Raw genomic sequence first — 14269 nt, forward strand, 5'->3', positions numbered from 1 at the left:
AGCTACAATTTTTCTTTAATATTAAAGAGGAAAGAGAATGAATGCATTTGAAAAAAAGCGTTGTCAAAGTATGGCTGAAGAAATTTCACAAAAAATCTTTATCAATGAAGAACTTTTTAATGCTTTTTGTCAGATCCCGCGCGAAATTTTTTCTCCTTTAAAGGCCCATGCTTATCGCCTTGATGCTTTGCCCTTAGCTAATTCTCAATGGATAAGCTCCCCACTAACCGTAGCTAAAATGACCATGGCTTTAAATTTTAAAGACGCTGATAGTGTTTTAGAAATAGGCTGTGGAAGTGGATATCAAGCAGCCATTTTAAGCAGGGTAATAAGACGCGTTTTTACCATAGAACGCATAGAAAATTTAGCCAAAAAAGCCGCCCAAACTTTTAGAGAATTAAATCTTTTTAACATCAATGTCAAATTCGAAGATGGGCAAAATGGCTGGAAAAACTACGCACCTTATGATAGGATTTTGTTTTCTGCTTATACAACACAAATTCCTGAAATCTTACTTGATCAATTAAGCCATGGGGGGATTTTAGTCGCTCCTATTTTACATAATGGCAAACAATTCATCACGCGACTTACCAAAAACGGCACCCATTTACAAAAAGAAATACTAGAAGAATGCTTGTTCGTACCCATAGTAGATGGCAAAGAATAAGCCTTAAAAACTTTTAAAGCTCATTCTTAAACTCTCATGCATTTGATCAATATGAGTTTTTTCTATAATTAAAGGCGGCAAAAACCTTAAATCATTCTTCCCACAACTTATAAGCAAAAGCGAATTTTCTTGACATTTTTTAATCACTTCAGCCACTTTTATGCTTTTATCAAGGCTAAGTCCTTGCATCAAACCTAGGCCTTTGCGTTGCTTACAAAAGCTAAATTCTTTTATCAATTCTTCTAAGCTTTTTTCTAAATAAGGCGTAAGCTTACAAACATTCTCTAAGATTTTCTCCTCTTTAAAAATATCAAAAACCGCATTAATCCCCGCACAAACTAAAGGATTGCCCCCATAAGTGCTACCATGATCGCCTAATTCTAAAGACCTTTGGGCTACTTTTTTACTCACTACAAAGGCTCCTGCACTCAATCCACAGCCCAAAGCCTTAGCCGAAGTCATAATATCAGGCAAAACCTGTGCATGCTCATAGGCAAAAAACTTCCCACTCCTACCCATGCCGCATTGAATTTCATCTGAGATCAATAATATATCTTTTTCATCACAAAGCTTTCTTAAAGCCTGATAAAAGCCCTTATGTGCTACATTTATTCCGCCTTCTCCTTGCACGCTTTCTAAAACAATGGCACAAGTTTTTTCAGTAATTAATCTTTTTACGCTTGATAAGTCATTGTATTTAGCAAATTTCACCCCACAAATCAAAGGCCTAAAAGGCTTTTGATATTTTTCATTAGCTGTTAAAGACAAAGCACCCAAACTACGCCCATGAAAAGAGTGCTTAAATGCTATAAAAGTCCCGCCCTTAATGCCTTTATTAAAAGCATATTTTCTAGCCACTTTCATAGCTCCTTCTATACTCTCTGTGCCTGAATTGGTAAAAAATACCTGATCTAAAGCACTAGCCTTGGCTAGATTTTTAGCCGCTTTAGCGATGTTTTGATTATAATATAAATTGCTTGTATGTATAATTTTGTCTAATTGAAGCTTGATTTTAGCATTAAACTTAGAATGATTATACCCTAAAGCACACACCCCTATACCACTTGAAAAATCTAAATATTTCTTGCCCTTATTGTCAAAAAGATAAACCCCATCTCCATGCTCTAAAACTATATCAAAACGCTTATAAGTTGGGATAATATGGCTGTATTCTTTATAGTCCATGATCACCCCACTAAAGTACCTATGCCCTCATCGGTAAAAAACTCAAGCAATAAAGCATGCTTCACACGTCCATCTAAAATATGCACTTTTTTAACCCCATTTTCGCACGCATCAATGCAAGATTTTAGCTTCACATGCATACCGCCTTGGATTTTATCTACTAAAAGCTTGCCTTGATCTATAGAAATTTTAGAAATTAAAGAATTTTTATCCTCAAAATCTTCATAAACTCCCTGGGTATCTGTTAAAAAAACAAGCTTTTCCACCTTTAAAGCCTTAGCAATAGCACAAGCTGTATCGTCTGCATTGATATTATAAGTATTAAAACCCTCATCCATTCCAATAGGCGCAATAACAGGCAAAAAATCCTTTTCCAAAAGTCCTTCTAAAACACTACAATCAACCCTTTCTATCTTGCCTACAAAACCCAAATTTTCATTTTCTTTCACGCATTGTAAAAGCCCTCCATCTTTACCACAAAGACCTATGGCTTTAACGCCTAAATTTTGCAGGCTATGGACTAAATTTTTATTAATATAATTTAACACCATACTAGCTACTGAAGTAGTATGCTCATCACTAATTCTAAGTCCGTTTTTAAATTCGCTTTTTACTCCGAGTTTCTCACACATATTAGAGATATCCCTACCCCCACCATGCACAATAATAGGCTTTAAACCCACGAGTTTTAAAAGGGCTATATCTTGCATCACACAATGTTTTAATTCTTCATTTTCCATTGCCGATCCCCCATATTTAATCAAAACAATTTTACAACTAAACTTACGTATATAAGGCAAAGCTTCGATTAAGACTTGGGCTTTTTCTAAATACTTTTGCATCATATACTCCTAGGCATTAAAGTGGGTTTGATTGTCTGTATTTAAGCTAAGATCGTAATAATTAGCATCTTCTCTTAAAGTAAAGCCATAATGCTTCCAAAACCCATTGCCCAAATCATTGCTTTTAAAGGCAATAAGGGCGATTTTATTGATCTTTTGTGCTTTTAAAGCTTCAAGGCAAAATTGCGTCATCTTATGCGCTATACCCTTTTTTCTATGATTTTTGTGCACACACACATGATAAAACCCTCCCGTGCGTCCATCATGCCCACAAAGTATACTGCCTATAATTTTTTCATCTATAAGTGCTACTACACTAAGATTGGGGTTTTTATCCAAAAATCGTTCTATATTTTCTTTACTATCATCTATACTTCTCATTCCAAAGCCCTTTATTTCAGACCAAAGCTTATAAACGGCTTGATAATCGCTTTTTTGCATTGCTCTAATTAGCATTTTTATCCTTTACAAATTTGCAAAGAATTTAAGTCCTTCATCTTCATCAAAATCAAACATTAAATTCATATTTTGAACAGCTTGTCCTGCTGCACCTTTAATTAAATTATCAATCGCACCTAGTACTATAATACGATTAGTGCGTTTATCTATACTAAAATTAATATCCACAAAATTGCTTGATTTAACCCACCGAGTCTGTGGAAACGACTGCGGCGGTAAAAGCCTTATGAATTTAGCGTTTTGATAATGTTTGGCGTAAATATCGCGTATGTCTTGTTCTTCTACATTGCTTTTTAAATGCGCATAAGCAGTGATTAAAATACCTCTTTGCATAGGTATGAGATGGGGAGTAAATTGCAAGGTGATTTTTTCTCCTGCTGCATAGGCTAAATGCTCTTCAATTTCAGGCGTATGACGATGCGAGGCTAAACTATAAGCTTTGATATTTTCATTAACCTCACAAAAAAGATTATTAATTGTTGTGCTTTTTCCTGCACCACTCACCCCGCTTTTTGCATCAATAAACACACTATTAAAATCAATAATCTTTTCTTTAAAAAGAGGATAAAGGCTTAGTATAGAACAAGTCGTATAACAACCCGGATTTGCAATGAAATTTGCCTTTTTTATTTCTTCTTTATAAAGCTCACAAAGCCCATAAACAGCATCTTGCAATAATCTTACATTAGGATGGGTAAAATCATACCAAAGTTCATAATCTTTAGGGTTTTTAAGACGAAAATCAGCACTTAAATCAATCACTTTCATCCTTTTTAACAAAGCCTGACTTACAATTTTAGCACTTAAATTATGCGGAGTAGCCAAAAACAAAAGATCAAGTTCAAGCTCTTCTAAAGCCTTATTTTCAAAGCACAGATTTAAAGCTAAATGAGGATAAAGCTCTTGATAATTCCGTCCTGCATTTAAGCGAGATCCTAAATAAACAATTTTCACCTTAGGATGATTAAACAAAATACGCACAAGCTCACTTCCTGTATAACCACTCGCGCCTAAAATTCCGACCTTTATTTCCATCATTTATCCTAAAACCCTAAAAATTAACATGAGTTTAATTTTAATGAAATTTATTTCAAAAGGGCTTAAAATCGAAAATATTTTTAAAAAATTCACTTAATAAGGACGTAAAGTTGCTCATGGATGTGGATATTGCGATTTTTAAGATTGCGTGAAGCTCTAAAAGTGGGGTATTTTTGCTCTAAAACATGGCATTTACCTAAACCTTGCAAACGCTTTAAAAAATTTTCTTTCTTAATAAAGCCTTCACAATTATAAGAAAGCAAAACCACCCTTGCTTTTAAATCACTAATAAGCTCAAATAAAGCCTCTTCAGCGAATTTCATCTTATTAAAAGCACTACGATTCCAAGCTCTTGGTATGCCGCTCACCTTAGAAATTTCTTCAGGCTTTTGATAATTTGCTATTAAATTCAGCATAAAATAATTAGAACTATAAGGGTGTTGATTATAAGGAGGATCAAGATAAGCTAGATCGATTTGATCAAGCTCTTTTGCAAGCAAATTAGCATCCTTTTGCATGACTTCAAATTCACAAGAAAAATTCGAAAAAATAGGCATTTTAAGCTCTATATCACCCTTGATACGTTTTAAGGCATTTTGTGCTTGCCCGCCAAATTTACCTATCCCATCCCTACCCTTATAAAAACCCTTAAAAACCCCACTAGTATTAGAATGCACGCTTGCTTCATAAATCAAAGGCGCGATGAAAAAATGCTTCAATCTTTGAGGAATTTGCTTTTCAATCTTTTGCCTCATAGTATCAAGATACAAGGCATTTTTAACTGTATAAAAAACCCTCTCATTTTTCTTAATACAATTATCATTTTTTGGCGCATAAAGCTCACTGATAAAACCCTTTTGAAAGTCTAGATTTTGTATTAAATCCCTATGGTGTTTTTTTAGAATTTCAAAAAGATTTTCATCCTTATTAGCAAGATAACACTCATTAATCAACCTAGAATAATCTTCCAAATCATTAGCGATGATAAAATCAGCATGTGCCTTAGCAAAGCGACTAACTATACCTGAACCGCTAAAAACATCGCAAAAGCTGATTTTATCCTTATTTAATTCTTTTTTAGCGATTTGAAAGCCTTTATTTAAAAATTCCAAAAGAGATCGTTTATTCCCAAGATAAGTGATGATTTGTTCTTTTAAAAAAGAGGGGTTTTCTCTCATAATTTTTCCATGAAAAAATATAATATTTTAAAGAAAACTTCATAAACGCCCGATATTTTATCAAGTTTTCATTTTCTTTTTAAAATACATGTTAATAACTAAAAAATAATCAGAATTACTATTGCTAGATTTAAAATAGCTTATTTACACACAACTAACTTTACTAGATCATTTCATCTATAAAGTTTATATAGCTTGATATTTTAAAGCATTATATCAAGCCTTTTTAGGCGTTACTAGCATATTGACATAACGCCCTTCGAAATTGGGCTCTTTATCACGGCTTGCCTCATTTTCTATCATAGTCCAAATTTTTTCAAGCAAAACCACCCCCGCTTCAGGGCTTGCCATCTCGCGTCCTTTTAAAAACACACGGAATTTCACATGCTTACCCTGTTCTAAAAATTCCAAAGCATGCTTTACTTTATAATTGATATCATTTTGAGCGATTTTTATAGAAAGCTTAATTTCTTTTATATCGATCACCTTTTGCTTTTTCTTAGCTTCTTTTTGTTTTTTTTCCTGTTGATAACGGAATTTACCATAGTCCATGATCTTACAAACAGGCGGTTTAGCCTCCGCAGCTATCATGACAAGATCAAGACCCAAGCGATTTGCAATCTCTAAAGCCTCATCGCTACTGATGATGCCATAAACCTTGCCATCATCGCCCACACATCTGATTTCTTCCGCTTTGATTTCTTCATTAAGCAATACTTCTTTTTCTTTACTCAAAAATGTACCTCACTCATTTTCTCCTTGATTAAATTAATAAACTCATCTAAGCTGAGATTTTTTTGCTCTTTCATTCTCCTATCTCTTAAAGCAACACTACGCTTTGCCACCTCCTCATCACCCAAAACCAAAATCATAGGCAATTTTTGCTTTTCAGCACTGCGAATTTTTTTGCTTAAACTCTCATTTTTCTCATACACCTCACTATCGATATTAAGTTCTAGCAAAATTTTTTGTATTTCTTTAGCATAAGCGATATGAGAATGAGAAATAGGCACTATACCCACCCCAATAGGCGCAATAAAAAAAGGAAATTCCCCCGCACAATGCTCTGTTAAAATTCCTATAAATCTTTCAAAAGATCCTAAAATAGCCCTATGAAGCATCACAGGTTGTTTTTTCTCATTATCAGCATCGGTGTATTCGAGTTTAAAGCGTTCAGGAAGATTAAAATCCACTTGTATGGTCCCACACTGCCATTTTCTTTTCAAAGCATCAGTGATTTTAATATCGATTTTTGGACCATAAAACGCCCCACCACCTTCATCGATACCGTATTTTAAGCCTTGCTCATCTAAAGCCTCTTTCAAAGCCTTAGTCGCCATATCCCAAATCGCATCATCGCCTATGGCTTTAGCCGGCTTGGTTGAAATCTCCATCTCATAGCTAAAATCAAATAATTTCATCAAATTATCCACAAAGCTCAAAATCTCTAAAACCTGCTCTTTAATCTGACTTGGCATACAAAAAATATGCGCATCATCTTGGGTGAACTCCCTCACCCTAAAAAGACCGTGCAAAACACCGCTTTTTTCATGCCTATGCACCACACCGTACTCAAAAAACTTCAAAGGCAAATCACGATAGCTTCGCACATCACTTTGATAGATTTTAATATGCCCCACACAATTCATAGGCTTAATGCCATATTCTTGATCATCAATTTGTGTAAAATACATATTTTCTTTATAATTAGTATAATGCCCGCTAATCTTCCATGCATCTGTTTTTAAAAGCTCAGGCCCACGCACAGGTTCATACCCACGCAAACGATGGATTTTATAAAGCATCTGCTCAAGCTTAGATCTTAATCTTGCTCCATTACTTAACCAAATAGGAAGCCCTCCTCCTATCTCCTCATCAAAGCTAAAAAGCTTAAGCTCTGCCCCAAGCTTTCTATGATCGCGTTTTTTAGCTTCTTCTATCATGGCTAAATGCTCTTGCAAGCTTTCTTTATCTGCAAAAGCCGTGCCATAGATCCTAGTAAGCATTTCTCTTTTCTCATCCCCGCCTAAATACGCCCCTGCCACACGGGTAAGTTTAAAAAAACGCAAAAACTTAGTATTTGGCACATGAGGCCCGCGGCACAAATCCTCAAATTCACCCTGTCTATAGATACTCACCGCACCATCAGGGATACGAAGCAAAACCTCCTGCTTCAAATCATCATCTTTAAATTTCTCTAAAGCTTCTTTTTTAGTGATTTCGTATTTTGAAATTTCTAGCTTTACCTGTGCAAATTCTTTCATCTTTTTTTCGATTTTTGCTAAATCCTCTTCGCCTATCTTGCTCCCTACACGAAAATCATAATAAAACCCATCCTCTATCACAGGCCCTACGAAAAACTCAGCCTCAGGATACAAGCTCTTAATCGCTTGGGCCATCAAATGCGCACAAGAATGACGTATAAGCTCTAAGCTTTCTTTAGAATTATCAAAATAAATTGCTTTTAAATTCGCCCCATTAAAACTTTGAGTATCGATTATCTTCCCATCGTCTAAATAGGCAATGATTTCTTTTTCCATATTTTACCTTTATTTGCTCACTAACTCTGTGAGTGTTTATAAATCTCTAATTTTAACTTTCTAAGACTTAATTATCTTTGAATTTCAGCTTATTTTTAAAAATATTAGAATAAATTTAATATTTATTTATAAGTCAAACTCACTCCCAGCATTTAAAATCCCACTATAATAAAGATAAAAAAACACCATCCCCAAAACAATACGATAAACCCCAAAAGGAATGAAATCAAACCTAGAAACAAATCTCAAAAAAAACTTAATCACAAAAACCGCCACCACAAAAGCCGTCACAAACCCTATCCCCATAGCAATCAAAGAATTAGCATTTTCAAAAAGCTCAGGCTCTTTATAAACACTATAAGCCGTAGCAATGAACATAGTAGGAACAGCAAGTAAAAAGCTAAATTCTGTGGCTGTTTTTCTATTAAGCCCAAGCAAAAGTCCTCCTATAATACTAGCCCCACTTCGCGAAGTACCAGGGATCATAGCCAAAGCTTGAAAAACCCCTATACAAAAAGCCTGTTTAAAACTAATCTTTTCTAAAACATCAACGCGATATTGCTTACCCTTATGCATAAGCTCAATAAGGATAAAAACCACACCCCCAAAAATCAACATAAAAACAACCACCCAGCCATTAAACAAAGCATTTAAATACTTAGCCACAAAAAGCCCTATAAGCCCCGTAGGGAAAAACCCGCAAAAGAGTTTAAACCAAATATCAAAACCACAAAAAAGCTTACGCCAAAATACAAAAACCACAGCCAAAATCGACCCCAATTGTATGACAATCAAAAAGCTTTTCCAAAATTCATCTATACTAATACCCAAAATAGTAGTGCCCAAAATCATATGCCCTGTCGAAGAAATAGGCAAAAACTCGCTCAATCCTTCAATAACCCCAAGTATAAAAGCATAAAAATTCTCCATTCACCATCCTTAAACAAACTTTCTTAAAAACACATTATAACAAAAGCGATTAAATCAAACCCTCACGTACTTTTTATTCTTATAAAAAGCCTAAAACACCAAACTAGCAAAAATCCTAAGCTTCTAATTTGTGAACTTTTAACCTCCTTTTAAAACAATATATTTTATCATTACATAATTATTTTTATATTTTATCTTACTTTAAAGGAACACTTATGAAAGCTTGCAATACTCTAGCATATTGTGGTCCACTAATTTGTGCCATAGCACAAGAACTTAGTAAGGATATGGTAGCTAAGGATAGGGCTAGTTTTTTAGAATTTGGTTTTTTTGATTTTAAATTCTTTGAAGTTAAATTCTTTGATCTTAAATTATTTGTTTTTTTAAATCAGAGTATTTAGATTTTAAATACCCCCCCCCCAGAGAGTATTGCAAGCTTTCATAAGTGTTCCTTTAAAGTAAGATAAAATATAAAAATAATTATGTAATGATAAAATATATTGTTTTAAAAGGAGGTTAATAAGCACTTCACTTTCGCTTCACTTAAAGATTTTATAATATCAATACTTTTAACAAGGAGGAAAATCATGAAAAAACACATCTTTATAGTATGGGCGGTTTTGGCTAGTTCGATGCTTTTTGCACACAGTGTGAAAATTCAAGGTACTATCGCACAAATTTATGATAATAATAAAACCTTGCTCATTGACTCTATATACGGGGGACAGATGGCTATTAAGGTGCTGCCTAATACTGAGATAGAAATGGATGATTGTGGTATTTTTGGCACGGATAAAGAAGGTAGTTTTAAAGACTTAAAAGAAGGCAATTTCTTAGAAAGCAAAATCTCTTATGGAAATTCTAGCACTCCTAATAGCATTCCTGTAGCTAGAAAAATCGAAGTTCAATGCTATAAAAAGGCCTATTAATAATCATCCCTTTAAATAGGGATGAGATAAGTATAGAATTTAAACTCTTTTTCAATAAGCACTTTATAAAATAACATCATGAGTTTATAAGGCCTGTGATGAAAAAATGGATTGTTGTTTTATTGATATTAAGCATTATTGTTTATGTATTTTACATGAGATATACTCATGAGGTTTTTTTTAATAAATTGACTCAAAATCAAGATTATTTTGAAGAAGTGGAATTTCAAAAAGGCTTTTTAGTATCTCAAGCAAGCTTTATACTTAAAAACAAATCCTATCCTAAAATAAGATTGCAAGCAAGGCTTAAACTGTATAATCATCCTTTTTCAAAACAGGGTATAAAAGGAGAACTTAGGAGTGATTATGGTGTGTTTAAAAAGGATTTATTAGCCCGCTTTAGCATAGATAAAATAGAAGATGATAATGTGGTGGTGTTTTTAGAATTTGAAAATATTAATTTAGAAGATCAAGGGGGCAATACCACACTCAATGGTGCAAAAGCACAAGTGCTATTAAATAAAAATCTAGAAGTTAAAAACATAAAAATTCATTTTAAAAATATGGTTTTTTCTCAATTTTACACTCAGTTTAGCTTAGAAAATTTAAACTATGTGCAAGATTTTGATATTTTTCAAAAATGGTATGAATTTGATCTTTTAAACCCGGGTAAACAAGAAATCAGCTTTGATCATCTTAGCTTTAATCACAATAAAATCAATTCTTTTCACAGTCAAAATGACTTAAAAATAAAACAAAATAGCTTAGATATAAAGATACAAGGAAGATCTAATGAAATTGATATTTATTTAAAAGACTTGCTGGATCAAAATTTGAATTTTGAAAAAAGTCGTTTTAATATCCGTATTTATAAGGATTTGGAATTTGATATTTTGCATTTTTTTGAAAAAAATCTTGAATTTAAGATAGAGGATTTAGATTTTGAAAAAAATAATCAAAAAATCAAAACTCAAGGCGATATTAAGATCAAAAACAAAACTTATGAAGCTAAATTACAAATTAGCACTTTGAACAAACCTGATGATATTTTCCCTTGGACTAAAAGCTATGGCGGGATCAATCAATATTTTGTTAAACAAAATCACGCTTTTGTACTCCACGTGCTTTATGATAATAAAGCTAGATTAAAACTCAATGGCAAGGAATTTAGCAATAAAGGAAAAGATAAATGAATCTTGCTTTAAGCTTTCGTCCTCAAAATTTCAGTGATATTGTAGGTCAGGGCGAACTTGTAGGAATCTTTAAAAAATTCATTAGCATGCAAAAACTCCCCCATAGTATTTTCTTTGGGATAGCAGGATGTGGAAAAACTAGTTTTGCTAGGGTGGTGGCTAAGGAGTTTGGCTTGGATTTTTATGAGTTTGATGGGGGAAATTTCAAGCTTGAAGAACTTAGAAAGATTTTAGATCATTATAAAGAGAGTCTTTATAAGCCTTTAATTTTCATCGATGAAATCCATCGTCTTAGCAAAACCCAGCAAGAAATGCTTTTAATCCCTATGGAGAATTATCGTTTGATTTTAATCGGTGCAAGTACGCAAAATCCTTATTTTGCACTAAGTTCAGGTATAAGAAGCCGCTCGATGCTTTTTGAATTTAAGGCTTTAAAGCCACAAGATCTTGAAATCTTGCTTGTGCGTGTGCAAGAAAAAATAAATTTTAGCATAGATGAAGATGCAAAAGCGTTTTTACTCAAAAGTGCGGATGCAAGGGCTATGCTTAATTGGCTCGAATTTGCCCTGGTTTTAGATCCAAAGCACATTGATCTTGTAAATCTTAAAAAACTACGCAATAGCGTAAACACTCAAGGCGTAAGCTCAAAAGACAATCACTACTTACTCATTAGTGCTATGATAAAAAGCCTGCGTGGGAGTGATGTTGATGGGGCGCTTTATTATCTTGCAAGATTGATTGATGAGGGAGAAAGTGCTGATTTTATCGCTAGGCGTTTGGTGATTTTTGCAAGTGAGGATATAGGGAATGCAGATACGAAGGCTTTAAATCTAGCCCTTTGCACCCTAGAAGGGGTGAAAAATATAGGCTATCCTGAAGCAAGCATCCTGCTAGGACAATGTGCGATCTATCTTGCAAGTGCGATAAAATCAAATGCAAGCTATAAAGCTATCAAAGAGGCCTTAGCCTATGTGAAAAATAACGAAGCCTTGGACGTACCAAATCATTTAAACAATCATCATCAAGAAAGGCAAAATTATCTTTATCCACATGATTTTGGAGACTGGGTAGAACAAAAATACCTTAGTAAAGATTTGAAATTTTATCATAGTAAGGGCTTGGGAGAGGAGGCAAGATTGCTAGAAAATTTAAAGAAATTAAAAAATCATAAAGCTTAATTTTCTTATTTAAAATTTACAAAATACATGCTAAAATCAAAATTTATTTTCTTAAGGAAGAACATGGTAAAAATAGGAATTTATGGTGCTAAAGGACGCATGGGAAAACAAATCCAAGAGTGCTTAAAGGATGAAAAAGCCGCACAACTTGGCGGGCTTTATGATAGAGATGGGAATATAGAAGAGTTTTTTGAACAAAGTGATGTGATTATTGATTTTTCATCTTCTGAGGGCACCCATAGGCTTTTAAACTACGCAAGAACTATGCCTAAAGCCTTAGTCATTGGCACTACAGGACTTGAAGAAAAAACCTTGCATTTGATGCAAAATGCGAGTGAGGTTATGCCTGTTTTTTACGCGAGTAATATGTCTTTAGGCGTAGCGGTTTTAAACTACCTCACAAGCAAGGCAAGTGCTATGCTGAGTAATTTTGACATAGAGATTTTAGAAATGCACCACCGCTATAAAAAAGATGCCCCTAGTGGGACGGCTTTAAGCTTAGGCGTAAGCGCGGCACAGGCTAGAAAACTAGATCTTAAAAAGCTTAAAATCACCCAAAGAGATGGCATGATAGGAGAAAGAAGTAAGGATGAGATTGCTATCATGAGTCTTAGAGGTGGGGATATAATAGGACGCCATACTGTGGGGTTTTACGAAGAAGGGGAGTTTTTAGAACTTCATCATAGTGCTACTTCAAGATCGACCTTTGCTAAAGGGGCTATTAAAATCGCTATTTGGCTTAAAAAACAAGAAGCAAAAATGTATAGTATGAATGATTTTTTAGGAATTTAAATGTGTGCAGTTGTAGGAGTGATTAATTCAAAAAACGCTAGTGCTTATGCGTATTATGCGCTTTTTGCCATGCAACACCGCGGGCAAGAAGCAAGCGGGATTAGCGTGAGTGATGGTAAAAATATCAAAACCATCAAAGCCAAAGGTGAGGTAAATCAAATCTTTAACCCTGATAATTTAAAAAGCTTAGAAGGTGAAATCGCCATAGGGCATAATCGCTACTCTACTGCAGGCAATTCAAGCTTAAATGATGCACAACCTATAGCGGTTAATTCTGTTTTTGGTGATATTGCCCTAGCTCATAATGGGAATTTGGTAAATAAAGAAGAAGTAAGATTAAAACTCATTCAAGATGGCACTATTTTTCAAACCAACACCGACACAGAAAACCTCATACACCTCATCGCAAGAAGCAAGAAAGAAAGCTTAAAAGACAGATTTATTGAAAGTTTGCAAGAATGCAAGGGGGCTTATTGTTTTGTTCTAGCAAGCAAGGATAGGCTTTATGTCGCAAGAGATCCTTATGGAGTGCGTCCTTTGTCTTTAGGGCGTTTAAAAGATGGGGGCTATATCATTGCTAGTGAAACTTGTGCTTTTGATCTCATAGAAGCAGAATTTATACGCGATGTCAAACCAGGAGAAATGCTCATTTTCACACAAGGCCAAGAAGAATTTCAAAGCATAGAACTTCCTTGTAAAAACCCTAGAATTTGTGCTTTTGAGTATATTTATTTTGCTAGGCCTGATAGCATAGTAGAGGGCAAAAGCGTTTATGAAGTGCGCAAAAAAATGGGAGAAGCCTTGGCTAAAAAATTCACTTATAAGGCTGATTTTGTCGTACCTATACCAGATAGTGGAGTGAGTGCGGCTATAGGCTTTGCACAGTATTTAAAAATCCCTCTTGAAATGGCTATAGTAAGAAACCACTATGTAGGAAGAACCTTTATAGAACCTACTCAAGAACTTAGAAATTTAAAAGTCAAACTCAAGCTTAATCCCATGCATAAGGTTTTAAAAAACAAAGATATTGTTGTCATTGATGATAGCTTAGTACGCGGGACGACTTCTAAAAAAATCATTTCTTTGCTGCGTGCTGCAGGAGCTAATAAAATCCATCTTGCCATAGCTTGCCCTGAGATTAAATTCCCTGATATTTATGGCATTGATACACCTACTTTTGAAGAACTCATCAGCGCTAATAAAAGTGCTAAAGAAGTGTGTGAGTACGTCGATGCTGATACGCTTAGCTTTTTAAATATAGAAGAATTGACTCAAAGTATAGGGGATGAGAGGGAATATTCTTTGCTTAGTTTTAATGGGGATTATTTCATCAAATAA

At 34.3% G+C, this 14269-nt stretch carries 15 protein-coding genes; 7 read left to right on the plus strand and 8 right to left on the minus strand.

Annotation, left to right across the window (positions count from 1 at the left end):
• Window positions 1-37 precede the first annotated feature (37 nt).
• Window positions 38-667, plus strand: a complete 630-nt coding sequence (locus GRQ01_RS00145; protein WP_158333828.1) for a protein-L-isoaspartate(D-aspartate) O-methyltransferase — start codon at window positions 38-40, stop codon at window positions 665-667.
• 3 nt (window positions 668-670) lie between these two features.
• Here GRQ01_RS00145 and GRQ01_RS00150 read toward each other — a convergent pair whose 3' ends face one another.
• The 8 genes from GRQ01_RS00150 to uppP all read right to left on the minus strand — a co-directional run bounded on the left by GRQ01_RS00150 (window position 671) and on the right by uppP (window position 8839).
• Window positions 671-1858 (minus strand): acetylornithine/succinylornithine family transaminase, encoded by a 1188-nt coding sequence (locus GRQ01_RS00150; RefSeq protein ID WP_203121088.1) that lies wholly within the window; start codon window positions 1856-1858, stop codon window positions 671-673.
• A complete protein-coding gene (gene argB, locus GRQ01_RS00155) occupies window positions 1855-2694 on the minus strand; it encodes an acetylglutamate kinase (RefSeq protein WP_158333831.1) in 840 nt (279 codons plus the stop codon). The genes GRQ01_RS00150 and argB overlap by 4 nt, the downstream gene beginning before the upstream one ends.
• Window positions 2695-2703: 9 nt before the next feature.
• Complete coding sequence (locus GRQ01_RS00160) at window positions 2704-3150, minus strand: GNAT family N-acetyltransferase (RefSeq protein ID WP_158333833.1); 447 nt, start codon at window positions 3148-3150, stop codon at window positions 2704-2706.
• Between the two features lie 9 nt (window positions 3151-3159).
• Window positions 3160-4188, minus strand: coding sequence for an N-acetyl-gamma-glutamyl-phosphate reductase (gene argC, locus GRQ01_RS00165; RefSeq protein ID WP_158333834.1), 1029 nt, complete (start codon window positions 4186-4188; stop codon window positions 3160-3162).
• A 92-nt stretch (window positions 4189-4280) separates the two neighbouring features.
• Entirely contained in the window at window positions 4281-5369 is a 1089-nt protein-coding gene (locus GRQ01_RS00170; RefSeq protein ID WP_158333837.1) for a DNA adenine methylase, read from the minus strand.
• 216 nt (window positions 5370-5585) lie between these two features.
• Entirely contained in the window at window positions 5586-6104 is a 519-nt protein-coding gene (gene infC / locus GRQ01_RS00175) for a translation initiation factor IF-3 (RefSeq protein ID WP_158333838.1), read from the minus strand.
• Window positions 6101-7909, minus strand: coding sequence for a threonine--tRNA ligase (thrS, locus tag GRQ01_RS00180; protein WP_158333839.1), 1809 nt, complete (start codon window positions 7907-7909; stop codon window positions 6101-6103). The genes infC and thrS overlap by 4 nt, the downstream gene beginning before the upstream one ends.
• A 126-nt stretch (window positions 7910-8035) precedes the next feature.
• Window positions 8036-8839, minus strand: coding sequence for an undecaprenyl-diphosphatase UppP (gene uppP, locus GRQ01_RS00185; protein WP_158333841.1), 804 nt, complete (start codon window positions 8837-8839; stop codon window positions 8036-8038).
• A 215-nt stretch (window positions 8840-9054) separates the two neighbouring features.
• On the opposite strand from uppP, the gene GRQ01_RS00190 reads away from it, so the two are divergent.
• The 6 genes from GRQ01_RS00190 (at window position 9055) to purF (ending at window position 14269) form a co-directional block, all read left to right on the plus strand.
• A complete protein-coding gene (locus tag GRQ01_RS00190) occupies window positions 9055-9240 on the plus strand; it encodes a hypothetical protein (RefSeq protein WP_158333843.1) in 186 nt (61 codons plus the stop codon).
• A gap of 186 nt (window positions 9241-9426) precedes the next feature.
• Entirely contained in the window at window positions 9427-9768 is a 342-nt protein-coding gene (locus tag GRQ01_RS00195) for a hypothetical protein (protein ID WP_158333844.1), read from the plus strand.
• 98 nt (window positions 9769-9866) lie between these two features.
• The gene (locus GRQ01_RS00200; RefSeq protein ID WP_158333845.1) at window positions 9867-10961 is read left to right on the plus strand and encodes a hypothetical protein; all 1095 of its coding nucleotides are present in this window, start codon (window positions 9867-9869) and stop codon (window positions 10959-10961) included.
• Entirely contained in the window at window positions 10958-12139 is a 1182-nt protein-coding gene (locus tag GRQ01_RS00205; protein WP_158333846.1) for a replication-associated recombination protein A, read from the plus strand. The genes GRQ01_RS00200 and GRQ01_RS00205 overlap by 4 nt, the downstream gene beginning before the upstream one ends.
• 63 nt (window positions 12140-12202) lie before the next feature.
• The gene (gene dapB, locus GRQ01_RS00210) at window positions 12203-12931 is read left to right on the plus strand and encodes a 4-hydroxy-tetrahydrodipicolinate reductase (RefSeq protein ID WP_158333847.1); all 729 of its coding nucleotides are present in this window, start codon (window positions 12203-12205) and stop codon (window positions 12929-12931) included.
• Entirely contained in the window at window positions 12932-14269 is a 1338-nt protein-coding gene (gene purF, locus GRQ01_RS00215) for an amidophosphoribosyltransferase (RefSeq protein WP_158333848.1), read from the plus strand.

The organism is Campylobacter bilis, assembly GCF_016806695.1.
In the GTDB taxonomy this organism is placed as follows: domain Bacteria; phylum Campylobacterota; class Campylobacteria; order Campylobacterales; family Campylobacteraceae; genus Campylobacter_D; species Campylobacter_D bilis.

Excerpts from the sequence above, each read along its gene's own strand:
- GRQ01_RS00145 (WP_158333828.1), top strand. The coding sequence starts at position 38 with ATGAATGCATTTGAAAAAAAGCGTTGTCAAAGTATGGCTGAAGAAATT.
- argB (WP_158333831.1), bottom strand. The coding sequence starts at position 2,694 with ATGCAAAAGTATTTAGAAAAAGCCCAAGTCTTAATCGAAGCTTTGCCT.
- GRQ01_RS00160 (WP_158333833.1), bottom strand. The coding sequence starts at position 3,150 with ATGCTAATTAGAGCAATGCAAAAAAGCGATTATCAAGCCGTTTATAAG.
- argC (WP_158333834.1), bottom strand. The coding sequence starts at position 4,188 with ATGGAAATAAAGGTCGGAATTTTAGGCGCGAGTGGTTATACAGGAAGT.
- GRQ01_RS00170 (WP_158333837.1), bottom strand. The coding sequence starts at position 5,369 with ATGAGAGAAAACCCCTCTTTTTTAAAAGAACAAATCATCACTTATCTT.
- thrS (WP_158333839.1), bottom strand. The coding sequence starts at position 7,909 with ATGGAAAAAGAAATCATTGCCTATTTAGACGATGGGAAGATAATCGAT.
- uppP (WP_158333841.1), bottom strand. The coding sequence starts at position 8,839 with ATGGAGAATTTTTATGCTTTTATACTTGGGGTTATTGAAGGATTGAGC.
- GRQ01_RS00190 (WP_158333843.1), top strand. The coding sequence starts at position 9,055 with ATGAAAGCTTGCAATACTCTAGCATATTGTGGTCCACTAATTTGTGCC.
- GRQ01_RS00195 (WP_158333844.1), top strand. The coding sequence starts at position 9,427 with ATGAAAAAACACATCTTTATAGTATGGGCGGTTTTGGCTAGTTCGATG.
- GRQ01_RS00200 (WP_158333845.1), top strand. The coding sequence starts at position 9,867 with ATGAAAAAATGGATTGTTGTTTTATTGATATTAAGCATTATTGTTTAT.
- GRQ01_RS00205 (WP_158333846.1), top strand. The coding sequence starts at position 10,958 with ATGAATCTTGCTTTAAGCTTTCGTCCTCAAAATTTCAGTGATATTGTA.
- dapB (WP_158333847.1), top strand. The coding sequence starts at position 12,203 with ATGGTAAAAATAGGAATTTATGGTGCTAAAGGACGCATGGGAAAACAA.
- purF (WP_158333848.1), top strand. The coding sequence starts at position 12,932 with ATGTGTGCAGTTGTAGGAGTGATTAATTCAAAAAACGCTAGTGCTTAT.